Source organism: Streptomyces sp. NPDC024632 (genome assembly GCF_055559175.1).
Genome location: NZ_JBVHLD010000005.1, coordinates 226,377 through 249,279 on the forward strand (window position 1 = coordinate 226,377; position 22,903 = coordinate 249,279).

Sequence of the window (22,903 nt, forward strand, 5' to 3'; positions counted from 1 at the left end):
ATGACTGCCACTGCCCCTCCTCGGAGCGCTCCCGAGGCCGGCCCCTCCGACGGCAAGCCCGTCGGAAGGGGCCGGCTCCGGCCGCGTATTCCCGCTCGGCTGCGCCGCGTCGGCGTGCCGTACCTCATGCTCTTCCCCGCACTGATCCTGGAACTGCTGATCCACCTGGTGCCGATGGTCGTCGGCATCGTGATCAGCTTCAAAGGGCTCACGCAGTTCTTCATCCGCGACTGGGGCAGCGCGCCCTGGACCGGTCTCGACAACTACCGCGTGGCGGTCAAGTTCGACCAGCCCGTCGGCGAGGCGCTGCTGCACTCGTTCTGGGTGACCGTCATGTTCACCGTCCTGTCGGTCGGCCTGTCCTGGCTGATCGGCACCGCGGCGGCGATCCTCATGCAGGACGCCTTCCGCGGCCGGGCGATCATGCGCGCGATCTTCCTGGTGCCGTACGCGCTGCCGGTCTACGCGGCCGTCATCACCTGGGCGTTCATGTTCCAGCAGGACACCGGCCTGGTGAACCACGTACTGCACGACCAGTTGCACCTCACCTCCAACAAGCCGTTCTGGCTGATCGGTGACAACAGCTTCTGGGCGCTGGTCATCGTGTCGGTGTGGAAGTCCTGGCCGTTCGCGTTCCTGTGCCTGATGGCCGGTCTCCAGAACATCCCGCGCGAGCTGTACGAGGCCGCGGCGATGGACGGCGCGGGCATCTGGCAGCAGATCCGCAAGATCACCCTGCCGTCGCTGCGGCCGGTGAACCAGGTACTGGTCCTGGTGCTCTTCCTGTGGACGTTCAACGACTTCAACACGCCGTTCGTGCTCTTCGGCAACTCCGCACCGCACGCGGCCGACCTGATCTCCATCCACATCTACCAGTCGTCGTTCATCACCTGGAACTTCGGCTCGGGCTCGGCGATGTCCGTGCTCCTGCTGCTCTTCCTGCTCGTGGTGACCGCGTTCTACCTGCTGTTCACACGGAAGCGGGAAGTCGATGCCTAGGATCCCCGTGCAGCCGTCGCCGATGGCCTCCCCGAAGTCCTTCCTGTGGACCCGCCGGGTCGTTCTGACCCTGCTGCTGCTCTTCGTGCTCACTCCCGTGTACGTGATGCTCAGTTCGTCGCTGAAGCGGTTGCAGGACGTGCAGGGCACGTTCCACTGGATACCGAACGGCCTCACCCTGCGGCCGTACGTCGACATCTGGAAGACCGTGCCGCTCGGGCACTACTTCATGAACTCGCTGATCGTGTCGGTGAGCGCCACCCTCTTCTCGGTGGTCATCGCGATCTTCGCGGCGTACGGCGTGAGCCGCTACCGCTTCCCCGGCCGCCAGTTCTTCACCGTCACGGTGCTGTCGACGCAGATGTTCCCCGGCATCCTGTTCCTGCTGCCGCTGTTCCTGATCTTCGTCAACATCGGGAACAGCACGGGCATCCAGCTCTACGGCAGCAGGCTCGGCCTGATCATCACGTATCTGACCTTCTCCCTCCCCTTCTCCATCTGGATGCTGGTCGGGTACTTCGACTCCATCCCGCGCGACCTCGACGAGGCCGCGAAGGTGGACGGCTGCGGCCCGCTCGGCGCGCTGTTCCGGGTCGTCGTGCCGGCCGCCATCCCCGGCATCGTCGCCGTGTGCGTCTACGCGTTCATGACGGCGTGGGGCGAAGTGCTCTTCGCGTCCGTCATGACCAATGACTCGACCAGGACACTCGCCGTGGGTCTGCGCGGATACGCCAGCCAGAACGACGTGTACTGGAACCAGGTCATGGCCGCGTCGCTCGTGGTGAGTGTGCCGGTGGTCGCCGGATTCCTCCTCCTCCAGCGTTACCTCGTCGCCGGGCTCACCGCCGGCGCCGTCAAGTGACCCCACCGAAAGGCTGCTTGTGAACGACCTCAGCTCTCTTCCCGCCGATTTCGTCTGGGGCGCGGCCACCGCCGCCTACCAGATCGAGGGCGGGGTGGACGAGGACGGCCGGGCCCCGTCCATCTGGGACACCTTCTCCCGAACCCCCGGCAAGGTCGCGGGCGGCGACACCGGCGACGTCGCCTGTGACCACTACCACCGCTGGCCCGAGGACCTGGAGCTGATGCGCGCCCTGGACCTCGACTCCTACCGCTTCTCGATCGCGTGGCCGCGGGTGATCCCGCAGGGTTCCGGCGCCGTCAACGCCGCCGGACTCGCCTTCTACGACCGGCTGGTCGACGCCCTGCTCGAAGCGGGCATCACGCCCAACGCCACGCTGTACCACTGGGACCTGCCGCAGGCGCAGCAGGACAGGGGCGGCTGGCCAGAGCGGGAGACCGCCGAGCGGTACGGCGAGTACGCGGCCGTCGTCGGGCAGGCGCTCGGCGACCGTGTCAAGGACTGGGCGACGCTCAACGAGCCGCTGTGCTCGGCGTGGATCGGCCACCTGGAGGGCACCATGGCCCCCGGCTGGACGGACCTGACGGCGGCGGTCCGCGCCTCGTACCACCTGCACGTCGGCCACGGCCTGGCCGTGCAGGCGCTGCGCGCGGCCCACTCCGATCTGCGGATCGGCATCGTGAACAACCTCAGCCCGTGCGAGCCCGCCACCGACCGCGACGCCGACGTGGCCGCCGCCCGGCGCGCGGACGGACACACCAACCGCTGGTGGCTGGACCCGATCCACGGCCGCGGCTACCCGCAGGACATGGTGGAGCTGTACGGCGTGGACCTGCCGATCAAGGACGGCGACCTGGAGTCGATCGCCGCTCCGCTGGACTGGCTGGGTCTGAACTACTACTTCCGCAATGTCATCACGGACGACCCGACGGGCCCCGCGCCGTACGCCAAGTCGGTGTACCTGCCGGGCGTCCGGCGGACCGCGATGGACTGGGAGGTCAACGCCGACGGCCTGGAGCAGCTTCTGGTCCGGCTCTCCGAGGAGTACGGCGCGAGCCGGATCTTCGTGACGGAGAACGGTTCCGCCTACCACGACACCGTCGGTCCCGACGGACAGGTCGACGACCCGGAGCGGGCCACCTACCTGGAGGAGCACCTGGCCGCCTGCGCCAGGGCGGTCCGCCGCGGGGTGCCGCTGGCCGGTTACTACGCCTGGTCGCTGCTGGACAACTTCGAGTGGGCGTACGGCTACGACAAGCGCTTCGGTCTGGTGCACGTCGACTATCCGACGCAGAAGCGCACGATCAAGGGCAGCGGTCGCCGCTACGCGGACATCATCGCCGCCCACCGGCGCCGGGTGCGGCGCGCGGCCTGAGATCGCGGTCGCGGATGAGGGGTGCCGTCCCGGGGATGCGGCACCCCTTCCGCGCGCCCGCCCCTGACGGGGTCTCAACTCCCGTCGGCCGGCCGTTCGATGAGCCGGCCGACGGGCTCGCCGGTCACCGCGCCGTGGTCGGCGATCCGCTCGCCGCGCAGCCAGGTGCCGCGTACGACACCGTGCAGGGTCCTGCCCGCGTAGGCGGTGATCGGGTTGCGGTGGTGCAGACGGGCCGGGTCGACGGTGAAGGTCTCCTCGGGGGCGAGGACCGCGAAGTCGGCGTCGTAGCCCGCGGCGATGGCGCCCTTGGCGGTGAGTCCGGCGAGCCGGGCGGGTCCCGCGGACATCCAGCGGGCGACGTCGGCGACGGTGTGGCCGCGGCGCCGGGCCTCGGTCCAGACCGCGGGCAGGCCGAGTTGCAGCGAGGAGATGCCTCCCCAGGCGGCGGCGAAGTCGCCGGTGTCCTTGCGCTTGAGGTCGACGGTGGACGGCGAGTGGTCGGAGACCACGCAGTCGATGGTGCCGTCGGCCAGCGCCCGCCAGAGCGCGTCCTGGTTGGCGGCCTCGCGGATCGGCGGGCAGCACTTGAACTCCGTTGCCCCGTCCGGGACTTCCTCCGCGGTCAGGGTGAGGAAGTGCGGGCAGGTCTCCACGGTGACGCGGACGCCCTCGCGCTTGGCCGCGGCGATCAGCGGCAGCGCCCCGGAGGAGGACAGGTGCAGCACATGGACGCGGGCGCCGAGCCGCTCGGCCAGCGCGATCAGACCGGCGACGGCGGTGTCCTCCGCGGCGCGCGGCCGGGAGGCGAGGAAGTCGGCGTAGTGCGGGCCGCCGCGCCGCGGGGCGCCGTCGATCAGCCCCGGGTCCTCGGCGTGCACGATGAGCAGGGCGTCGAACCGGGTCAACTCGGTGAGGGCTTCCTCCAGTTCGGCCGGGTCGAGCTGCGGGAACTCGTCGACGCCGGAGTGCAGCAGGAAGCACTTGAAGCCGAAGACGCCCGCGTCGTGCAGGGGTTGGAGGTCCTTGACGTTGCCGGGGACGGCGCCGCCCCAGAAGCCGACGTCGGTGTGCACCCGGCCGCGCGCGGTGTCCCGCTTGACCGTCAGATGCGCGGTGGTGGTGGTCGGCGGGACGCTGTTGAGCGGCATGTCGATCAGCGTCGTGATGCCGCCCGCCGCAGCCGCCGCGGTGGCCGTCGCGAAGCCTTCCCACTCCGTGCGGCCGGGGTCGTTGATGTGCACGTGGGTGTCGACCAGGCCGGGCAGCAGGACGTCGTCGCCGAGGTCGACCACGCGCGCACCGGCCGGGTCGGGGGTCTCGTAGGGCCGCACCGCGCTGATCACTCCGCCGCTGACGGCGACCGCCGCGGGCCGTTCGCCCTCCGGTGTCACGACGCGCCGCGAGCGCAGGATCAGTTCCTCCGCGTCCTTCACGTACCCTCCCACCACGCCTTCAACAATTCGTTGAAACGCAATGTGCAGGAAGATCCCGCACACCGTCAAGGGCGTGTAAGCTTCCGCAGAGCGGAAACCGCATTTCGCAACACCGTCGGCACGGCTGGTGACCTGGCCGCCGACGCCTTCGCGCACTGCCGTACCGCCGCACCGCCGTACCACCGCACCGCCATGATTGCCGACGAACGCCGACCTTGCCGAGGGGATCGCACGTGTCTGCTGACCGCGCCGGGGGCGTCCAGTCCCTCGAACGGGCCTTTGACCTGCTGGAGCGCATGGCGGACGCGGGCGGCGAGGTGGGGCTCAGCGAGCTGTCCTCCAGCAGCGGGCTCCCGCTGCCGACCATCCACCGCCTGATGCGCACCCTCGTGAGCTGCGGATACGTCCGCCAGCAGCCGAACCGCCGCTACGCGCTCGGCCCCCGCCTGATCCGCCTCGGCGAGACCGCCTCCCGCCTGCTCGGCACCTGGGCCCGCCCCTACCTCGCCGAACTGGTCGAGGCCACCGGCGAGACCGCCAACATGGCGCTGCTCGACGGCGACGAGGTCGTCTACGTGGCCCAGGTCCCCTCCCGCCACTCCATGCGGATGTTCACCGAGGTCGGCCGCCGCGTCCTCCCCCACTCCACCGGCGTCGGCAAGGCCCTGCTCGCCGACGTTCCCCCGGAGGAGGTACGCGCCCTGCTCGCCCGGACCGGCATGCCCGCCGCCACCGACCGCACCATCACCGACCCGGACGACTTCCTCACCGAACTCGGCCGCATCCGTGCGATGGGCTACGCCGTGGACGACAACGAACAAGAGGTCGGCGTCCGCTGCCTCGCCGTCACCGTCCCCGACTCCCCCACCGCCGCCGCCATCTCCATCTCCGGCCCGGCCGGCCGCGTCACCGAATCCGCCACCGACAAGATCATCCCTGTCCTCCACGAGGTGGCCCAGGCCCTGTCGCTCGCCCTGGCCACCACCACGGCGCCGTCGCCGTCCTCCTGAGGCGCACGGCCTCCGCCCGTCCATGGACCGGGACCGGCCCACGCACGGGCGGCGCCCGCGAAGAACGGCACCCGCACGGTCAGCACGTCGGCGTCGCGCGCTCCACCGTTTCGTGCAGCTCCGCGAGCGGTTCGGTCAGGGCGCTGACCGAACCGAGAGCGGCGGCGACGAGTAAAAGAGAGTGCCGAACGGCCTCGGCGTCGCGTATCGCGGCCGGCGCCGGCTGCGCGGCGAGCCTGGCCAGGACGGCCAGCTCGTCCTCCGCGACGGCGCGGTCCGGCAACGCCGGGCGATACGCCGCGAGTTCCCGTTGAACGCGAGCCACCGCCGCCCGTAATTCCGCCGCCCCCGGCGCACTGACCACCTGTGTCTCCCCCAGCGCGTACTTCTGCCTCACACCCACTCCGCCCCCGGTTCTCCGACGTGGCCTCCGGGGCCGATCAGTTAACGCGAAGCGAAGCCGGTCGCGCTATACGGTCTTCGAAAAATGCGCCAAATTCACTGTGCCGAGCGCTTGTGGGTTTGGAATGCCGTCCTGGTTGGCCTCGGCGCTGCGCCCCTCGGTCCGCCACACGGTGACGTCCAGACTGGCACTGGGTGCCGGAGCGCCCTTCGGCGTCAGCGTCCGGAAGACGACCAGCGCGACCGTGCCGTCGGCGGACTGTACGCAGACGCGCGAGCCCGCGCTCACCGAGTCCCGCGGGATGGAAGGGCTTGCGGCGGCGGCGCCGCGGCAGCCCGCGAGGGTGTCGGGCGCGGCCGGGTCCAGCAGGGCGACGGTGCCGTGGGCGGGGTCGGTGCCGAACGCCTCGGGCTCCGGGGTGAAGCCGATGTCCCCGGTGAAGGGGCCGGGGAGCACCACGGGCGGGTCCTGGGTCAGCGACAGGCCCGAGCCCGCCGGGAGCCGTATGCCCGCGTAAGGGATGCCGCTCGGCTGCTCGGGTGCGCCGGTCGCGTCCCCGCCTCCTGCGCCGGAGTCCGGCGGCGCGGTGGTGGGCGCCGCGGCGGGCGCGGTGGAGGCGGTGGACGCGCCGCTCGCGCGGTGGTCGTCGTCGGAGCGGTCGAGGAGGACGGCCCCGACTGCGGCCACGACCGCCAGGGCGGCGACCGCCGCCAGGACGGTGCCGCCCCGGCGCCGGGCGGGCGGGCGCGGGAGGTGCGGCAAGTGCGGCAGGTGGGGGCGGTACGGTACGTGCCCGGCGCTCGGCCGCGCCCACCCGTAGTGCAGCGATCCCGGATGCCCGGTCGGCGGCGCCACCGGTATCGGCGGCGCGGGCGGCGGCATCGCCGGAACGATCGCCGCCAGCAGCGCGGGCGGCAGCCACCGGTCCGCCCGCCGCCGCGACGCGTCGGGCGCCGCCTGCGCGCACATCGCGATGATCTGCGCGGGCGACGGCCGTAGCGCGGGGTCCTTGATCAGGCACCGCGTCACGATCTCCCGCAGCTCCCCCGGCAGCTCGTTGAGATCCGCCTCCCCGCCCCCGACGGCCGCCCCTCCGACGGCCGCGTACGCGGCGATCAGCCCCAGCGAGAACACATCGGCCGCGGGCCCCCCGGCCTTCCCCGCCACCTGCTCGGGCGCCAGGAACGCCGCCGCGGCGGGCGGCTCGTCGGCGACGGGTTCCCCCATGAGCGAGACGGGCGCCGGTCCCTGGGCGGGCGAGCCCTCCGCGGCGCCCGCGGGCGCCGTCCGGCTCGCCGACGACGCGGCGGCTGACGTATCGGACGCGGCCGCGCCCGTCAGGGCGAAGTCCTTGACGCGCGGGCCGTCGGCGGCGAGGAGGACGTGGGCGGGGGTGAGGGCGGCGTGGGTGAGGCCGCGGTGGTGGATGGTGCGCAGCGCTTCGGCGATTCCGGCGACGAGCCGCAGCACGCTGGGGACGGGGAGCGGCCCTGTGGTGGTGACGGCGGTGCGCAGCGAGAGGCCGGGGACGTAGGCGGTGGCGAGCCAGGGGCCCGCGCCGGAGTCGTCGGCGCCGCCGTCGACGAAGGGGACGACGTAGGGCCCGTGCACCTGCCGCAGGGCGTGGACGTCGGGCGGGAGCCGGTCGATCAGGCGGAGCGCGACCGGTATGCCGCCCGGCGCGTGCGCGAGGTAGACGCGCCCGCCGAGCCGCGCGCTGATCCGGTAGCCCGGGACGCCGGTCGGATCCTCGGCCGTCAGCGGCTGGAAGTGCTGAGCGCCCATCAGTCCCCGTTCCCTCGGCCGGTCACCGCCCCTTCCGGCCCTCACGCCGACGATACCGGAACACGCCACGCCGACCGCGGCCTGTTCGGCCATGGTCCCGTCACGGTATGCAGGAGTTATGCACACAAAGGGCGAGGTAGCCGGACTGCTGCTGGCGGCCGGTGGCGGGCGGCGGCTGGGCGGGCGGCCGAAGGCGCTGCTGCCGTACGAGGGGCGGCCGTTGGTGGAGCACGCGGTACGGGTGCTGCGCGCGGGCGGCTGCGGCCCGGTGCACGTGGTGCTGGGCGCGGCGGCCGACGAGGTGGTGGAGCGCGCCGACCTCTCCGGCTGCGTGGTGGTGCGCAATCCGCGCTGGGAGGAGGGCATGGGCTCCTCGCTGCGGGCCGGGCTCGCCTCGCTCGCGGCGTCGGCCGACGCCCCGGCCGCGGCGCTGATCGGCCTGGTGGACCAGCCCGGCGTGGGCGCGGCTGCCGTCGCCCGCGTGCTGGCGGCGGCCGGTGGAGGCGAGGCCCTGGCATCGGCCCTGGCCTGCGCGGTGTACGACGGCAGGCGCGGCCACCCGGTGCTGATCGGGGGCGCCCGCTGGGCCGGGGTCGCGGGCAGCGCCACCGGGGACCGCGGGGCGCGTACGTATCTGCGCGAGCACGCCGACCACACCGTGCTCGTGGAGTGCGGGGACATCGGCGACCCGGCCGATATCGACACCCCCGCCGACCTGGGGCTTCTCCGGCCCGCCCCGGACCCGGCGGAGCCTGCGGCTGCACCCCGTGCCACAAAGCGTTGAACTTCCGCACTGTGAAATCTATACTCCACCTTGCAGAACCGCCCGTACCTCGGACCGGCCCTGGCACCCGGTGCCAGTCCCGCACCCCGGCGGGCGCCAGACACACTCGCACTCTGGAGCAGTGACAGCATGTCCGCATCAGCGCCGTCTCCGGCCGTCGTCTCCGAGGCCGCCGGGCCCGTCCCCCGCGCGGAGGAGGTGCTGACCCCCGAGGCGCTGGTGTTCCTCGCCGAGCTGCACCGCCGTTTCGCGCCCCGCCGCGCCGAGTTGCTGGCCCGCCGCCAGGAGCGGCGCGCCGGGATCGCCCGCACCGGCACCCTCGACTTCCTCCCGGAGACCGCGCACATCCGGGACGGCGACTGGCGGGTCGCCCCCGCGCCCGCCGCGCTCGACGACCGCCGGGTGGAGATCACCGGCCCCACCGACCGCAAGATGACCATCAACGCGCTGAACTCCGGTGCGCGGATCTGGCTCGCCGACTTCGAGGACGCCTCCGCCCCCACCTGGGAGAACGTCATCGGCGGCCAGGTCAACATGATCGACGCCTACGAGCGCAGGATCGACTTCACCTCCCCCGAGGGCAAGTCGTACGCGCTCGGCGACCCGGCGGACCTGGCCACCGTCGTGATGCGCCCGCGCGGCTGGCACCTGCCGGAACGCCACCTCACCGTGGACGGCGAGCAGATCCCCGGCGGCCTGGTCGACTTCGGCCTGTACTTCTTCCACAATGCCCAGCGGCTGATCGACCTCGGCAAGGGCCCGTACTTCTACCTGCCCAAGACCGAGTCGCACCTCGAAGCCCGGCTGTGGAACGACGTGTTCGTCTTCGCGCAGGACTACGTGGGCGTCCCGCAGGGCACCGTGCGTGCGACCGTGCTGATCGAGACGATCACCGCCGCGTACGAGATGGACGAGATCCTGTACGAACTGCGCGACCACGCTTCGGGGTTGAACGCGGGCCGCTGGGACTACCTCTTCTCCATCGTCAAGAACTTCCGTGACGGCGGCGCCCGTTTCGTGCTCCCGGACCGCAACGCGGTGACGATGACGGCCCCGTTCATGCGTGCGTACACCGAACTGCTGGTGCGCACCTGCCACAAGCGCGGCGCGCACGCGATCGGCGGGATGGCCGCCTTCATCCCGTCCCGGCGCGACGCGGAGGTCAACAAGGTCGCGTTCGAGAAGGTCAGGGCGGACAAGGACCGTGAGGCCGGGGACGGTTTCGACGGCTCGTGGGTCGCGCACCCCGACCTGGTGCCGATCGCCCGCGCCTCCTTCGACGCGGTCCTCGGCGACCGGCCGAACCAGAAGGACCGGCTGCGCGAGGACGTGCACGTCACCGCGGCCGAGCTGATCGACATCGCCTCGCTGGACGCGAAGCCGACCTTCGACGGGCTGCGCAACGCGGTGCAGGTCGGCACCCGTTACATCGAGGCGTGGCTGCGCGGCCTCGGCGCGGTGGCGATCTTCAACCTGATGGAGGACGCCGCCACCGCCGAGATCTCCCGCTCGCAGATCTGGCAGTGGATCAACGCGGGGGTCGTCTTCGAGAACGGCGAGAAAGCGACCCACGACCTCGTGCTGCGGGTGGCCGCCGACGAACTCGCCGCGATCCGCGAGGAGATCGGCGAGGAGGCGTTCGCGGCGGGCAAGTGGACCGAGGCCCATGAGCTGCTGCTGCGCACGGCGCTCGACGCGGAGTACGTCGACTTCCTGACGCTGCCCGCCTACGAGTTGCTGGCGGACTGAGCCCCGGCGCCCGGGAACGGCCGCCGCGCCGAAACGCGCTTGCACCCGGCGCCGGCGGCCGTTCATGCTGCTCCGCATGCTCATCCGTGATGTGACCGAGGCCGACTGGCCGCTGATCTGGCCGTTCCTGCGGCGGATCTGCGCGGACGGCGAGACCTTCAGCTATCCGACGGACATCCCGGAGGCGACGGCCAGGGACTACTGGCTGCTCGCGCCGCCCGCGCGGACGGTCGTGGCCGTCGGCGACGACGGCACGGTGCTCGGCACCGCCAAGATGAACGCCAACCAGGGCGGCAACGCCGCCCATGTCTCCAGCGCCAGCTTCATGGTCGACCCCGCGCACCGCGGCCGCGGTGCGGGCCGCGCGCTGTGCGAGGAGGCGCTGCGCTGGGCGGAGCGCGAGGGCTTCCGCGCCATGCAGTTCAACGCCGTGGTGGAGTCCAACACGTACGCGGTGAAGCTGTACGAGTCACTGGGCTTCCGGGTGATCGGTACGGTCCCCGAGGGGTTCCGGCATCCGCGTCTGGGCTACGTCGGCCTGCACATCATGCACCGGGCGCTGTGATCCCCGGCTTCCTCGGCGGGGTGCGGGCGGCGAGCCAGGAGTCGTAGGTGATCCGGCCGTCGGCGTGATCGGGGGTCAGATTGCCGCCCGCGCGCAGCGCGCCCGCCAGGGCGCCGGGCAGCCGCAGCGGTACGACGAGCCTGCGGCGGCCCGCCGCGCGCAGGGTCGCGCGGGTCAGATCGGCGGCGCTGCGGATCTGCGGACCGCCCAAGTCCGGTGCGTGGCCCACGGGTTCGCCTCCGGCCAGCTCCGCGAGCCGGTCCGCGACCTCGGTGACGTCGACCGGCTGGAAGCTCACTCCCGACAGCGTCAGGATCGCGGGCAGCCGCCGCTGCGCGACGGTGAGCCGGGCCACCAGGTCGTGGAACTGCGTGGTGCGCAGCACCGTCCACGGCAGCCCGCACTGCTCCACGACGGTCTCCGCGGCGAGTTTGGCGCGGTAGTAGCCGAGCGGGACGCGGTCGACGCCGACGATCGAGATGTACACCAGGTGCGGGTCGCCGCCCGCGCGCACCGCCGCTCCGGTCAGCCGCTCGGTGGCCTCGACGTCGCCGCGGCCGTTGGTGGTCGCGCAGTGCGCGATCGTGCCGACCCCGTCGAAGAGCGCGCCGTCGATGCCGACGCCGGTCCGCAGGTCGCCGACCGCCCACTCGTACGGCCGCGCGTCGTCGGCCCCGCGCGGGCCGCGGCTGAGCACGCGTACCGGGCGGCCGGCGGCGAGCAGCCGGTCGACCAGCGCGCGGCCGAGGGTGCCGGTGCCGCCGGTGACCAGGGTGACGGCCCCCGTGGCGGGCTCGGCGGCGGAGCCTTCGGCGGGTACGGGCTCGGTCGGGCTCACGGGCGCTCACCTCTGGCTGTGGCGGGATCCTGCCTGCCGCGCCCCGCACCCGGCGGGGTGCGGACGTCCGGCTGAACGCATAGTAAACGGCGCGGAGCGGGAGGTCGTCGCGTACCCGCCGTGGCACCCGGCCCGGTGCGCGCGCCGGAGTGCGGGCCGTGGTTTCGGGGAGGCACCGCCCCCGGAGCCGCGGGGCCGACCGTGGTCCCACGGTCCGGGGGCGGTGTCGCCGGACCCGTGTCAGGACAGGGTCCGGCTACCGGTCGGGGGCCGTCCCTCCCCGACCGGTCGCTTTCGCGGCGGTGCCTACGGTGTTACGCCAGGCCCGCGATCCGCGCGAGGCGCTGCGCCTCGGTCCTGGTCAGCCGCGCGATGGCGTCCTCGTCGGCGCGGGTGAGCCGGTTGTTCTCGACCACCGGCACACCGTTGACCAGCGACAGGGTGACCGGGGCCGCCGCTCCGAAGACCAGCGCGGCGACGGGGTCGGCGATCGAGGCGTGCGCGATGCCGTCCAGCTTCCACAGCACGAGGTCGGCGAGCTTCCCGGCCTCCAGGGAACCGATCTCGGCGGTACGGCCGAGCACGCGCGCGCCGCCGTACGTGCCCAGGCGCAGGGCCTGACGGGCGTTCAGCGCCTTCTCGCCGCCGCCGAGGCGGTTGATGAGCAGGGCGTTGCGCAGTTCGGTGTGGAGTTCACCGGACTCGTTGGACGCGGTGCCGTCCACGCCGAGGCCGACCGGGACCCCGGCGGCGAGCATGTCGGGCACCCGCGCGATGCCCGCGGCGAGCCGGGCGTTGGACGACGGGCAGTGCGCGACGCCGGTCCCGGTCCGGGCGAAGGCGGCGATGTCGGAGTCGTTCATGTGGACGCAGTGCGCCATCCACACGTCGTCGCCGAGCCAGCCGGTGGACTCGAAGTAGTCCGTCGGGCCCATGCCGAACAGCTCGTGGCAGAACTTCTCCTCCTCCACCGTCTCACTGCCGTGCGTGTGCAGCCGGACGCCCTTGCGGCGGGCCAGCACCGCGGCCTCGCGCAGCAGTTCGGTGGAGACCGAGAAGGGCGAGCAGGGCGCGGCGGCGATGTGCAGCATCGAGCCGAAGGAGGCGTCGTGGTGGGTGTCGATGGCCTCCTCGGTCGCGAGCAGCGCGCCCTCGGTGGTCTCCACGGCGAAGTCCGGCGGCAGTCCGCCGTCGCTCTTGCCGCGGTCCATCGAGCCGCGGGCGGCGGTGAAGCGCACGCCCAGTTCGGCGGCGGCGCGGATCTCGGCGCCGAGCAGGTCGCCCGCGCCGCGCGGGAAGACGTAGTGGTGGTCCATCGCGGTGGTGACGCCGCCGCGGGCCATCACGCCGAGCGAGCCGGAGGCGGCCGCGTAGACCATCCGCTCGTCGATCCGCGCCCAGGTCGGGTACAGCTCGACCAGCCAGTTGAAGAGGTTGCTGTTCTGGGCGAGGCCGCGGGTGATCCACTGGTAGAAGTGGTGGTGGGTGTTGACCAGGCCGGGGGTGACGAGGTGTCCGGTGCCGTCGATCCGGCGGGTGACGTTCTCCAGACCGGCCGGTGCGGGGCCCGCTCCGACGGACTCGATCAGATTGTCCGCGACGACGACGTGCCCGGTGGCGTACTCGGTGTCGTCGGCGTCGACGGTCGCGACGCCGCAGTTCTCGATGACGATGCGGTTGCTCATGGTGGTGCCTCTCAGTCCGTCACCGGGATGCGGGGCTCGGCGCCGTCACGCAGCACGGTGCCCTCGATGAGGCCGTACGGACGGTCGGCCGCGAGATAGACCTCGTTGTCGTTCTTGAGGCCGAACGGCTCCAGGTCGACCAGGAAGTGGTGCTTGTTGGGCAGTGAGAGCCGGACCTCGTCCACGTAGGAGCGGCTGGTGATGACCCGCGAGCCCATCGCGTAGAGGGTCTGCTGGAGCGAGAGCGAGTACGTCTCGGCGAACGCCTCCAGCAGGTCCGTGCGGACCTGCCCGTACGCCTTCTCCCACTGCGGGGCGCGCCGCTCGTCGCTGGTCCAGTTGAACCGCCAGCGGGCGGTGACCTCGGTGGCGAGGATGCGGTCGTACGCCTCTTTGAGGGTCGTGTACTCGTCCTTGACGAAGCCCCAGAACTCGGAGTTGGTGGAGTTCATGACCACCAGGTCCTTCAGGCCGGAGACGACCTGCCAGTTCTCGCCGTCGTAGCCGACCTCGGTGGTGCGGGTCTCCTGGCCCTTGCGGACGAAGGAGTGCTGGATCTCGTCGGCGCCGATGAAGCGGGAGCCCGCCTCGGAGGCGGCGATCCGCTCCCAGGAGTACTCCTCTATCCGTATCCGCGCCCGCTTGATCGGCTCCTGGCTGGTGACGAAGTGCCGGGCGAGGTGGATGCCGAACTGCTCGGCGGATTCGATGCCGTGTTCCTTGGCGAAGGCGAACACCGTGTTCTTGGTGGTGTCGGTCGGCAGCACGTTGGCGTTGGAGCCGGACAGGTGCACGTCGTCCATGTCGCCGGAGAGCGCGACGGAGACGTTCAGGTCCTTGATGTGGTGCGTGCCGCCCTCGCGGGTGATCCTGACGACACGGTTCTCTGCCTTGCCGTACTGGTTCTGGCCGAGAAAAACCGGGTGGGACGGGCGGGAAGTGGCGGTCATCGGTGCTAGCTCCCTCGGTATACGGAGTAGCCGAACGGATTGAGCAGCAGCGGTACGTGATAGTGCTCGCCCGGCCTGACGGCGAAGACGATCGCCACCTCCGGGAAGAAAGCTCCGCTGTCCCTTGCGCGGGGGGCGTCCTGCTGTGCGTTGGCTTGGCGGGTGAGGTACGGCTCCACGTCGAAGTGCAGCCGTACGTGGGTGGTGCCTTCCGGCAGGGCCGGGAGATCCTTGCAGCGGCCGTCGCCGTCGGTCTTCGACGACCCGTGCGGCGACCAGATCCCGCCGGCCGAGGCGCGCACCGACAGATGGACGGGCACGCCTTCCGCCGGGCGGCCGACGCTCGTGTCCAGGATGTGCGTGGACACCGACGTGTCGGTCATGAGGGATCTCCTTCGGACGCGGCCTCGCGTGCGGCTCCGGCTCCGGCGGTGGCACCGGTGCCGGTCCCGGTATCGGCTCCGGCTCCGGCTCCGGCTCCGGCTCCGGCGAGGCGGGTGAGCCGGATGCGGTTGATCTTTCCCAGTTCGGCGCGGACGATCTCGCGTTCGGTGTCCGTGTCGTTGCCGATCCGCTCCTTGAGGGCGGCCAGCATCTGCTCACCGGTCCTGCCGGTGGCGCAGATCAGGAAGACATGGCCGTGCGCGTCCTGGTAGGCCAGGTTGAGCGCGAGCAGTTCCTCGCGCTCGGCCGCGCCGACCCCGCTCTGCTCCCGCGCCGACGTGGCGTCGCCCGGGGTCGGGCGGCCGATCGGCGGGTGTCCGGCCATCGCCTGCGCGAGGTCGTCCGCGGTGAGCGCCGCCATGGCGGTGTCGCTCGCCGCGAGCAGGTCGTCGAGGCGGTCGTACGGCCGTCCGGCGGCCAGCGCGGCGTCCCACGCCGTACTGGCGCACACCTCGTGGAGCAGCGCGGACGCCGCTGACGAGGTGGCCTCATTGAGCCGGGAAAGACCCGGCGATGCGCTGGAAGTCACAGTCGCAAGCTAAGAGCCGCCGCCGTACGACGTCAACAGTTTGTTGAAAACTTCCGGTAACAAAGCCGTCCGGGAGCGGACGGAAGAGGAAACAACGGCCGGTCACTCGCTCTCGCGGGCACTCTTCTCGCTGTTCAGGGCGTTCTCCCTGTTCAGGTAGTTGTAGACGGTGAAGCGGCTGACGCCGAGCGCGGACGCGACGGTCTCCACGCCGTGCCGCACGGAGAAGGCGCCGCGCTCCTCCAGGATGCGGACGACGGTCTGCTTGTCCTTGCGGCCCAGGGCGGGCAGCGAGCCGTGCCGGCGTTCGAGGTCGGCCAGCAGGTGGTCGAGGGAGTCGGCCAGATGGGGCAGCCGGACGGCCACCACCTCCTCGCCCTCCCAGCTCAGCACCACGTCGTCGCCGCGCGCCTCGTGCGGCGCGACCATCTCCGCGCCCATCGCGTCCACCAACGGCTTCACCGCCGCGGCGAAGGGGTGCCCCCCGGTGCCCGTCACTTGCCGTCCTCCTGCGCCCGCCCGGCCGCCGCGACCACGTTGACCTGGAGCGACACCCGGGTGGCGCCCGCCGCCAGCGTGCGCCGCAGCAGCTCCGCGACGGACGCGACGACCGCGTCGGCCTCGCCCTCGGCGGTGTTGCCGAACGGGCCGACGTCCACCGCGTCGAGCGACGCGCCCTCGACCACCTCGCGGGCCACCACCGCGTGCTCGGGCGGCTCGTCCAGGTCGAACGGCTCGGTCGTGAATTCCAGCCTCAGTCTCACCAGGGCCCCTCGGGTGGCTGCGCTACGTGCCCGCCGTCCCCCGCCCTGCCGGACGGTCCTGCCGGGACGGCGTCGTCGATACGCTCGACGCGGTCGATGCGACCTTAACCGACGGCATACGGGCCTGTACCGCCACAGTCATCGCCGCGATACCCGCTTCGAGGGTGAGGCGGGGGTGCGGGGCGAACCGCGAGGAGTGGTTCGGCGGCAGTGCCGCCAGCCGCCCGGCCGTGTCCGTGTCGCCGCGGCCCGCCTCGACCCACTGCCGGGGGCCGACCGCGCCGAGCATCCAGTAGCCGGTCCGTATCCCCGGCACGCCGTGCAGCGCGCGGCCCGCGTCGCCGTACAGCGCGAAGTCCTCCGTGGCCGTCGACGGCTGCCAGCGGGTGACGCGCTGCGGACCGAAGGCGGCCTCGTGGGCGCGGCGCACGGCGGTGGTCAGCTCGGCGTCGGGCACGGTGGGGCAGGAACGGGACAGGACGCGCAGGTCGGGAGCGGGCGGCTGCGGGTCGGGCGAGGCGGCGGACTCGGCGCGCGCGATCCGGTGGACGGCGGCCACGGCCCGGTCGAGCGCGGCGTCGGAGAAGGCCCGCACGGTCACCTGGAGGGTCGCGGAGTCCGCGATGACGTTCCCCGCGCCGGGCGTGCCCGCCCGTACCGAGCCGACCGTGAGCACCAGCGGCTCGCCGGGACCCGTCTCGCGCGACACGACGGTCTGGAGGCGCAGGACGACCGCCGCGGCCGTGATCACCGGGTCGGCGGCGAACTGCGGTGTGGACGCGTGGCCGCCGCGGCCGTACAGCACGATCTCCAGGGTGACGCTGCCCGCGAGCAGCGGGCCCTGCGCGTGCGCGACCATGCCCGCGGGCAGCGGCACCACATGCTGCGCGAGGACGTCGTCGGGCACGGGGAAGCGCCGGTAGAGGCCGTCGGCGAGCATGGCGGCGGCGCCGCTGAGCGTCTCCTCGGCCGGCTGGCCGACGACGACGAGCGTGCCCTGCCACCGGTCGGCGGCCCCCGCGAGCGACGCCGCCGCGCCCGCCGCGCACGCCAGGTGCATGTCGTGGCCGCAGGCGTGCATGACGGGGACGGGGGCGCCGTCGGGTCCCGCGGCGGTGGCGGAACTGGCGTACGCCAGGCCGGTGTTCTCGCGTACGGGGAGGGCGTCCAGCTCCGCGCGGAGCATGACGACGGGACCGGGGCCGTTGGCCAGCACCCCGACCACGCCGTGGCCGCCGACGCCGCGTTCGACGCGCAGTCCCGCGGCCCTGAGCGCGGCGGCGAAGCGGGCGGCGGTGCGCTCCTCGGCCCCGGACAGCTCGGGGTGCCGGTGCAGGTCCAGATACAGCTCGGCGGCGCGGGTCAGGACGGCGTCGGAGACGGTTCCTGAGACGGGCGGGGGCCCGGACATGGGTCCGGATACGGGTGTGGGTCCGGTCGGCGGGTTCATCGGGCGCTCCGGGCGGGGGTCGGGGGCGGGGGTGCCGGAATGCGGGTCACGTGACAGGGGCGGCGGGCGGTGCAAGCGGGATGACAGCGGGCGGCAGGGTGATTCGCCAGTGGACGCGCGTAGAAAGATGGGGCCGGCCCGTCGCGGGCCGCGCTCCCTGCTGAGAAGGAGTCATCATGGCTGACATCTCCAAGCTGGACACGCCGCTCGCCTCTCTGGCCCAGGAGATCCTGGAGCTCGAGTCGGAGACCTTCGAGATCACCGACTACTCGGACGCCAGCGAGGTCATGCTCGGCTCGTCGACGAGCTGCTCCAGCACCAGCACCTGCTCCAGCACCACCAGCACCACGAGCTGCACCGCCTGACGAGCCACCACCCGCTTCACGCTCCGCGGACCGGCCTCCCCGGTCCGCGGAGTAGTCATGTCGCGGCGTCGTCATCGTCGGTTTCCTCGGAGATTCCTCAGGGTTCCTGCGGGTTCCTACGGGAACGGGTGCGGCACGCGGCGCACCTCGTCGTCGCGCAGGTCGTCGGGGCGCAGGCCGCCGCGGCGCTGTGCGGTACGCAGCCGGGGCATGGCCAGCGCGCGCTGCCGCGGCCAGCCGAAGTCGATCGGCAGCAGACCTGGCGCGATCGTGCAGACCGTCCGCAGGCCCATCCGTCGCTGCTCCGGGGTGGTCTGGTCGACCACGACGACATCGCATCCGGCGCGCGCCAGTTCGTCCCGGCACCACAGGACGTCGTCGCGCAGGTCGAGCCCGCGCGGCCGGTCCCGCTCCCACCGCGCGTAGACCTCGTCCAACGGCCTTACGGCGGGCGGCTCCAGGTAGCTGCCGACGTGCTCCCTCATCCGCGGCAGGCCGAACAGGGCCGCGTGGTCGGGGAGTCGGCGGACGAGGTCGAAGTCCTCGGCCATCGCCTCCAGTTCGGCCGGACGCTCCGTCACCTGCCGTGGCAGGTGCGGGAGATACGTCAGGATCTCGGAGACCGCCGACTCCACCGCGGTCTCCGGGTCGAAGGCGGCGCCCGCGGCGAAGGCGAGCGTGCCGGGGCCTCCGTCGCGGCGGACGGCGAGGCCGGTGACGACCGGCACGGCGAGGTCGATGCGGTTGTCGAAGGCGTGCACGTCGTAGCCGCACAGCGCCGCCCGGTCGGTCATGGCGCGCACCACCGGGCTGCGGCAGGAGCCGAGGTCGATCTCGGTGAGCCGGGCGTTGCCGTACCAGCCGAGCAGGAACGCGTCGCGTTCGATGAGTTCGAGCAGGCCGAACAGCACGGCCTCCTCCAGGCAACTGCCGATCGCGCAGCCGTTGGAGCACTCGAAGACGAAGTGGTCGGCGGCGGTGCCCGCGCTGTAGTAGACCAGCCGGGCCGGCACCAGCACCTCCCTCTCGTCGCGCAGCGACCAGCCGCGCACCCACGGGATCGGCCGCGCGGGGTCGAAGGGCGCGATCATCGGGTCGGCGGCGTAGGTCTCCGGCGTGTAGAGCCCGCAGTCGCGCGGGTCGAGGGCCGCGTCGCCGAGGTTGTCGTACGAGTCGGTGACGATGCCGCCGGTCTCCCTGCGGTGGGTGCCCGCGTACCGCTCCAGCCCTTCGAGGAACGCCAAGTCCCTGCTGTGCGCGAAGGAGTTGGCCTGGCCGCTCCACGTGACGTCGGTCAGGCCCGCGTAACCGCGCATGAAGACGCTGCCCGCGACAGGCGCGGTGGTCGGCGAGGTGACATCGCTCCAGGTGCCCGCGCCGAGCACCCCGCACACGGGGTTGGCGAGCGCGGCGGTCGGCAGGGCGTACGCGCCGGGCGACCGCAGCCGGTAGCTGTCGGGGGTGGGCTTGGGCCGCGAGACGGGAAAGGGCTCGGCCTCGGGCCCGGTGGCGAGGAAGTGCCCGGGCCCGGACGAGTGGGGCCCGGACGGGCCGGTACCGGATACGTCGGCGGCGGATACGTCGAGGCCCGCCGCGTCGGGTGCTGGCAGGTCGGGGCCGGTCGGTGCGGTCGTCGCGGGCGCGGCGCCGTGCGGGTGCGGGCACAGCGGATCGGCGAGCAGCGGCACGGTCTGGACGAGGCCGGTCTCCAGGTCGTACCGGGTGACCCGGGGCAGGTCGTGGCCGCCGGTCCCGGCCCCCGTCTCCGCCCCGGTCTCCGAACCGGTCCCCGCCTTCCGCCCGAGGGTCAGTTCGTAGAGGGCCCAGACCGCGTCGACCGTGAAGTCGGGCAGCACGGGCCAGCGCCCGGCGGCGGTACGGGCGAGGCCCGTCTCCAGCGCCTCGCGTTCGGTACGGGTGCGCAGCCGCTGCCAGCGGATGGCCAGGCAGGTGCCGCAGGCGGCCTCGGCGGGCGAGCCGCCCCAGGGGCCGAGGAGCACGGCGTCGGCGGTCAGGTGCACGGTGGCACGGGCGCGCCGCCCCGCGGTCTCGGCCGGTTCCGGGCGCAGCACATCGGTGCCGCCGACGACGGCGGTCCCGGGCGCGGGCGCGGCGGCGCGGGCGGCTCGCGCGGCCAGCCGCCGTTCCAGGTCGCGGCCCGCGGACTCCAGCGGCGTCTGCCCGGGGACCTCGGGCACGTGAGCGGGCCGTACCGCGGTGTCGAGGCTCATGTCCGGTTGCTCCAGCGGAAGGTGCGGGCGGCGATCAGCCCGAAGACGACGGTGAAGGCGGCCAGGCCGCCGCAGTCGACGGCGAGCGAGGCGAAGTCGGCGCGCCCCGCCAGCACATCGGTGAGGCCGTGGTCGAGGTAACGCAGCGGCAGCACCCACGACAAGGTCTGGATCCAGCCGGGCAGCAGGTCCGCCGGGTAGAAGGAGCCGGACAGGAACGCCATCGGGACCATCACGCAGTTGGCGATGGCGGCGACCGCCTCCGGGGTGTCGGCGAGGCTGCCGACGACCAGGCCCATCGCCAGGAAGGCGGCGACGCCGAAGACCAGCAGCGGCAGCGCGAGCGGCCAACTCCCGTCCAGGTGAAGGCCGAAGAAGGGCAGCAGCGCGACCGCCGTGAACAGCACCGCCTGCGACAGACCGACCACGACGGCGACCACGAAGCGCGAGGCGAGGACGGTGGGCAGCGGCGTGGGCGTACGCCAGATCAGCCGCAGGATGTCGTCGCGCCGCCAGTGCATCAGCGCGAAGGCCGGGCCGAACAGCGCCGCGTTGCCGACGCCCCACGAGAGCACGCCGGGTGCCACGTAGTTGATGTACGCCAGGCCCCCGTCGACCGACTGGCCGCGGAAGAGCAGACCGAAGACGACCAGGAAGACCAGCGGGAAGGCGAAGGTGAAGAAGACGGTGGTGCGGTCGCGTATCGACGCCAGGTATGTGGCCCTGGTCAGCGCGGAGTAGGCGGTGGTGGTGGTCATGGACGGTGCTCCGTTCCGACGGCGGCCGTCGTGGTGGCGGTCCCGGTGTCGAGGTCGGGATCGGGGCCGGTGTCGGGATCGGGGCCGGTGTCGGGGCCGGTCCCGGTGTCGGGGCCCGAGGCTTCCGCCTTTCCGGCTCCCCCGGCGCCCGGTCCCGTCAGCCGCAGATACGCGTCCTCCAGGGTCGCGGTCCTGGTCTGGATCGCGTCCATGTCGACGAACTCGCCGAGCGCGACCAGCACCCGGTTGGCGTGCCGGGTCTCGACGACGACCTCGGCGCCCTCAAGGAACGCCCGGTCGACGCCCTCGACGGCGCGCGCCTGGTCGAGCGTGATCCGGCCGGCGGGGATCAGCAGTCGCGCGGGCGCGGCCATCGACCTGATCAGCGAGCCGGGGCTGTCGAGCGCCACGACGCGGCCGTCGGCGATGATCGCCACCCGGTCGCACAGCGCCTCCGCCTCGTCCAGGTAGTGCGTGGTGTAGACGATGGTGCGGCCCTCGCCGCGCAGGTCCCGCAGCACCGACCACAGGGCGCGGCGCGCCTCGGGGTCGAGCGCGGCGGTCGGCTCGTCGAGGAAGATCAGGTCGGGCTCGTGGACCAGCGCGGTGGCCAGCGCCAGGCGCTGCCGCTGGCCGCCCGACAGGTCGTCGACCCGGCTGCGCTCCTTGTCCCGCAGCCCGACCAGGTCCATCGCGTGCCGCGCGGCGGCGCGGTCCACGCCCTGGAGCGCGGCGACCGTCTCCAGGTGCTCCCACGCGGTCAGCCGCGTGAAGAAGGCCGACGCCTGGGTCTGCACCCCGATCCGCCGCAGCAGCGCGATGTTCCGCGGCCACGGGCTCTGGCCGAACACGGCGACCTTGCCCGCGTCCGCCTTCCGCATCCCCTCCACGATCTCCACGAGCGTGGTCTTTCCGGCCCCGTTGGGCCCGAGAACGCCGAAGAACTCGCCCTGCTCGACCGTCAGCGACACCCCGTCGAGCGCGTGCACCTCGCCGTACCGCTTGCTGACCCCGACCAGTTCGATCGCCGGCCCCGTCGGACGTGCGGTTCGTTTCATGTCGCCTTTCTCCCGCTCCTGAGGTGTCCCCGCTGACGCGGGCCGTTCAGAGTCCTTCGCGCCCGCTGCGGCACCCGAGGCGGTCGTCGCGGAGCCGGCGTCCGGCCGGAGGTCGGCCGTCTCACCCGGCGTCCGGCGCGCGAGCGCCGCCTCGCGCATGGCCGCGGCGCGCAGGCCGAGCAGGCGCAGGAGGAGGGCCGCGGCGACCAGGGCCACCGGGAGGTACGGGGTCCAGGTGCGCCAGTCGTCCGGCAGCGCCGCGCGGCACAGCAGTCCGGCCACGGCGAGCGCCGCCAGGGCCAGCACCGCGCAACAGGCGGCGTATCCGCCGTAGATGACGCGCAGCCGCGTGGGGTAGGCGGCGAGCCGCGCGCGGGCGTTCCGGCCGGAGCCGGGCACTCGGCCAGTCGTCACGGCGGCAGCCGCGCCGTCCCGGCCGGAGTCGGCCCTCCGCCCGAGCGGGGCACGCGCGGCCACGCCCAGGAACTGGCGGCTCTCGGTGGCCAGTTGGAGCGTGCCCAGGGTGTAACCGAGGGCTTTGTAGCCGTCGAGCGGCGGGAGCGGCAGAAAATTGAGCAGGGCCATGGCGGTGCCGAGGAGGATGAGGCCGCCGAAGAAGGGGAGGGCCTGGGCGTGTTCCGGCAGGAGGGCCCAGACGAGCCAGAAGGGCGCGAGGAAGAGGAGGTTCATGACGGCGCCCGCCGCCGCGACGGCGACCTGACGGCCGCGCCGGTCGAGGAACTGGACGTCGTGCACCTCGCAGTAGAGGTACGTCATGAAGCCCCAGACCCGGCGGAGCCCGATCTCCCCGACCCGCAGCCCGTACGCCCGCGCGACCAGCCCGTGGGCCAGTTCGTGCAGGC

21 protein-coding genes and 1 pseudogene are annotated in these 22,903 nt (G+C 72.8%); 8 read left to right on the top strand and 14 right to left on the bottom strand.

Translation table 11 applies throughout. The features are described from left to right. Genes ACZ37P_RS12700 through ACZ37P_RS12710 form a run of 3 tightly spaced genes read left to right on the top strand, consistent with a single transcriptional unit; the run spans window position 1 to window position 3,236 of the window. On the top strand, window positions 1-999 hold the full coding sequence (locus tag ACZ37P_RS12700; RefSeq protein WP_355338998.1) for a carbohydrate ABC transporter permease: 999 nt from the start codon (window positions 1-3) through the stop codon (window positions 997-999). Then, complete coding sequence (locus ACZ37P_RS12705) at window positions 992-1,861, top strand: carbohydrate ABC transporter permease (protein ID WP_355338995.1); 870 nt, start codon at window positions 992-994, stop codon at window positions 1,859-1,861. Before ACZ37P_RS12700 ends, ACZ37P_RS12705 begins: the two co-directional genes overlap by 8 nt. Window positions 1,862-1,880: 19 nt before the next feature. Then, entirely contained in the window at window positions 1,881-3,236 is a 1,356-nt protein-coding gene (locus ACZ37P_RS12710) for a GH1 family beta-glucosidase (RefSeq protein ID WP_355338992.1), read from the top strand. A gap of 74 nt (window positions 3,237-3,310) precedes the next feature. On the opposite strand, the gene allB is transcribed toward ACZ37P_RS12710, so the two are convergent. Further along, complete coding sequence (allB, locus tag ACZ37P_RS12715) at window positions 3,311-4,672, bottom strand: allantoinase AllB (RefSeq protein WP_467346388.1); 1,362 nt, start codon at window positions 4,670-4,672, stop codon at window positions 3,311-3,313. 233 nt (window positions 4,673-4,905) lie between these two features. On the opposite strand from allB, the gene ACZ37P_RS12720 reads away from it, so the two are divergent. Beyond that, on the top strand, window positions 4,906-5,682 hold the full coding sequence (locus ACZ37P_RS12720) for an IclR family transcriptional regulator (protein WP_391049472.1): 777 nt from the start codon (window positions 4,906-4,908) through the stop codon (window positions 5,680-5,682). A 79-nt stretch (window positions 5,683-5,761) separates the two neighbouring features. On the opposite strand, the gene ACZ37P_RS12725 is transcribed toward ACZ37P_RS12720, so the two are convergent. After that, window positions 5,762-6,079, bottom strand: coding sequence for a DUF5955 family protein (locus ACZ37P_RS12725; RefSeq protein ID WP_355338983.1), 318 nt, complete (start codon window positions 6,077-6,079; stop codon window positions 5,762-5,764). A 72-nt stretch (window positions 6,080-6,151) separates the two neighbouring features. Next, window positions 6,152-7,870, bottom strand: a complete 1,719-nt coding sequence (locus ACZ37P_RS12730) for a protein kinase domain-containing protein (protein WP_467346390.1) — start codon at window positions 7,868-7,870, stop codon at window positions 6,152-6,154. Between the two features lie 118 nt (window positions 7,871-7,988). On the opposite strand from ACZ37P_RS12730, the gene ACZ37P_RS12735 reads away from it, so the two are divergent. From ACZ37P_RS12735 to ACZ37P_RS12745, 3 genes are all read left to right on the top strand, one after another. Further along, window positions 7,989-8,654, top strand: a complete 666-nt coding sequence (locus tag ACZ37P_RS12735; protein ID WP_401311646.1) for a nucleotidyltransferase family protein — start codon at window positions 7,989-7,991, stop codon at window positions 8,652-8,654. A 129-nt stretch (window positions 8,655-8,783) separates the two neighbouring features. Beyond that, window positions 8,784-10,403, top strand: coding sequence for a malate synthase A (aceB, locus tag ACZ37P_RS12740; RefSeq protein WP_355338974.1), 1,620 nt, complete (start codon window positions 8,784-8,786; stop codon window positions 10,401-10,403). A gap of 76 nt (window positions 10,404-10,479) precedes the next feature. Then, on the top strand, window positions 10,480-10,968 hold the full coding sequence (locus ACZ37P_RS12745; protein WP_391163609.1) for a GNAT family N-acetyltransferase: 489 nt from the start codon (window positions 10,480-10,482) through the stop codon (window positions 10,966-10,968). Here the strand turns inward: ACZ37P_RS12745 and ACZ37P_RS12750 are convergent. The 8 genes from ACZ37P_RS12750 to ACZ37P_RS12785 form a co-directional block, all read right to left on the bottom strand. Continuing rightward, a complete protein-coding gene (locus ACZ37P_RS12750) occupies window positions 10,949-11,740 on the bottom strand; it encodes an SDR family oxidoreductase (RefSeq protein WP_467346557.1) in 792 nt (263 codons plus the stop codon). The two genes, ACZ37P_RS12745 and ACZ37P_RS12750, sit on opposite strands and share 20 nt — an antisense overlap. 380 nt (window positions 11,741-12,120) lie before the next feature. Continuing rightward, window positions 12,121-13,491 carry an 8-oxoguanine deaminase gene (locus tag ACZ37P_RS12755; protein WP_401719607.1) on the bottom strand — a complete coding sequence of 457 codons (1,371 nt, stop codon included), beginning with the start codon at window positions 13,489-13,491 and terminating at the stop codon, window positions 12,121-12,123. An 11-nt stretch (window positions 13,492-13,502) separates the two neighbouring features. Further along, entirely contained in the window at window positions 13,503-14,441 is a 939-nt protein-coding gene (gene pucL / locus ACZ37P_RS12760; RefSeq protein WP_355338965.1) for a factor-independent urate hydroxylase, read from the bottom strand. Between the two features lie 5 nt (window positions 14,442-14,446). Next, window positions 14,447-14,824, bottom strand: a complete 378-nt coding sequence (uraH, locus tag ACZ37P_RS12765) for a hydroxyisourate hydrolase (protein WP_391049462.1) — start codon at window positions 14,822-14,824, stop codon at window positions 14,447-14,449. After that, window positions 14,821-15,414: a 2-oxo-4-hydroxy-4-carboxy-5-ureidoimidazoline decarboxylase gene (gene uraD, locus ACZ37P_RS12770; RefSeq protein WP_467346394.1), complete on the bottom strand. Its 594-nt coding sequence runs from the start codon at window positions 15,412-15,414 to the stop codon at window positions 14,821-14,823. Before uraD ends, uraH begins: the two co-directional genes overlap by 4 nt. A gap of 102 nt (window positions 15,415-15,516) precedes the next feature. Next, window positions 15,517-15,912, bottom strand: coding sequence for a helix-turn-helix domain-containing protein (locus tag ACZ37P_RS12775; RefSeq protein ID WP_401856066.1), 396 nt, complete (start codon window positions 15,910-15,912; stop codon window positions 15,517-15,519). Continuing rightward, window positions 15,909-16,178 (bottom strand): YkoF family thiamine-binding protein, encoded by a 270-nt coding sequence (locus tag ACZ37P_RS12780; RefSeq protein WP_355338956.1) that lies wholly within the window; start codon window positions 16,176-16,178, stop codon window positions 15,909-15,911. The genes ACZ37P_RS12775 and ACZ37P_RS12780 overlap by 4 nt, the downstream gene beginning before the upstream one ends. Window positions 16,179-16,200: 22 nt before the next feature. Beyond that, window positions 16,201-17,589: an amidohydrolase gene (locus ACZ37P_RS12785; protein ID WP_391049458.1), complete on the bottom strand. Its 1,389-nt coding sequence runs from the start codon at window positions 17,587-17,589 to the stop codon at window positions 16,201-16,203. A 215-nt stretch (window positions 17,590-17,804) separates the two neighbouring features. On the opposite strand from ACZ37P_RS12785, the gene ACZ37P_RS12790 reads away from it, so the two are divergent. Further along, window positions 17,805-17,993 carry a thiazolylpeptide-type bacteriocin gene (locus ACZ37P_RS12790; protein WP_093711265.1) on the top strand — a complete coding sequence of 63 codons (189 nt, stop codon included), beginning with the start codon at window positions 17,805-17,807 and terminating at the stop codon, window positions 17,991-17,993. Between the two features lie 116 nt (window positions 17,994-18,109). On the opposite strand, the gene ACZ37P_RS12795 is transcribed toward ACZ37P_RS12790, so the two are convergent. From ACZ37P_RS12795 to ACZ37P_RS12805, 3 genes and pseudogenes are all read right to left on the bottom strand, one after another. Further along, entirely contained in the window at window positions 18,110-20,224 is a 2,115-nt protein-coding gene (locus tag ACZ37P_RS12795) for a TOMM precursor leader peptide-binding protein (protein WP_467346398.1), read from the bottom strand. Next, a complete protein-coding gene (locus ACZ37P_RS12800) occupies window positions 20,221-20,982 on the bottom strand; it encodes an ABC transporter permease (protein ID WP_467346400.1) in 762 nt (253 codons plus the stop codon). Before ACZ37P_RS12800 ends, ACZ37P_RS12795 begins: the two co-directional genes overlap by 4 nt. 143 nt (window positions 20,983-21,125) lie before the next feature. Then, window positions 21,126-22,040, bottom strand: a pseudogene (locus ACZ37P_RS12805) (ABC transporter ATP-binding protein); the annotation flags it as partial. Window positions 22,041-22,903 lie beyond the last annotated feature (863 nt).

Bases quoted from the DNA above. Each gene is read 5' to 3' on its own strand.
- ACZ37P_RS12800 (WP_467346400.1), bottom strand. From the start codon at position 20,982: ATGACCACCACCACCGCCTACTCCGCGCTGACCAGGGCCACATACCTG.
- ACZ37P_RS12730 (WP_467346390.1), bottom strand. From the start codon at position 7,870: ATGGGCGCTCAGCACTTCCAGCCGCTGACGGCCGAGGATCCGACCGGC.
- uraH (WP_391049462.1), bottom strand. From the start codon at position 14,824: ATGACCGACACGTCGGTGTCCACGCACATCCTGGACACGAGCGTCGGC.
- ACZ37P_RS12785 (WP_391049458.1), bottom strand. From the start codon at position 17,589: ATGTCCGGGCCCCCGCCCGTCTCAGGAACCGTCTCCGACGCCGTCCTG.
- ACZ37P_RS12705 (WP_355338995.1), top strand. From the start codon at position 992: ATGCCTAGGATCCCCGTGCAGCCGTCGCCGATGGCCTCCCCGAAGTCC.
- ACZ37P_RS12745 (WP_391163609.1), top strand. From the start codon at position 10,480: ATGCTCATCCGTGATGTGACCGAGGCCGACTGGCCGCTGATCTGGCCG.
- pucL (WP_355338965.1), bottom strand. From the start codon at position 14,441: ATGACCGCCACTTCCCGCCCGTCCCACCCGGTTTTTCTCGGCCAGAAC.
- ACZ37P_RS12700 (WP_355338998.1), top strand. From the start codon at position 1: ATGACTGCCACTGCCCCTCCTCGGAGCGCTCCCGAGGCCGGCCCCTCC.
- ACZ37P_RS12755 (WP_401719607.1), bottom strand. From the start codon at position 13,491: ATGAGCAACCGCATCGTCATCGAGAACTGCGGCGTCGCGACCGTCGAC.
- ACZ37P_RS12735 (WP_401311646.1), top strand. From the start codon at position 7,989: ATGCACACAAAGGGCGAGGTAGCCGGACTGCTGCTGGCGGCCGGTGGC.
- ACZ37P_RS12790 (WP_093711265.1), top strand. From the start codon at position 17,805: ATGGCTGACATCTCCAAGCTGGACACGCCGCTCGCCTCTCTGGCCCAG.
- aceB (WP_355338974.1), top strand. From the start codon at position 8,784: ATGTCCGCATCAGCGCCGTCTCCGGCCGTCGTCTCCGAGGCCGCCGGG.
- ACZ37P_RS12795 (WP_467346398.1), bottom strand. From the start codon at position 20,224: ATGAGCCTCGACACCGCGGTACGGCCCGCTCACGTGCCCGAGGTCCCC.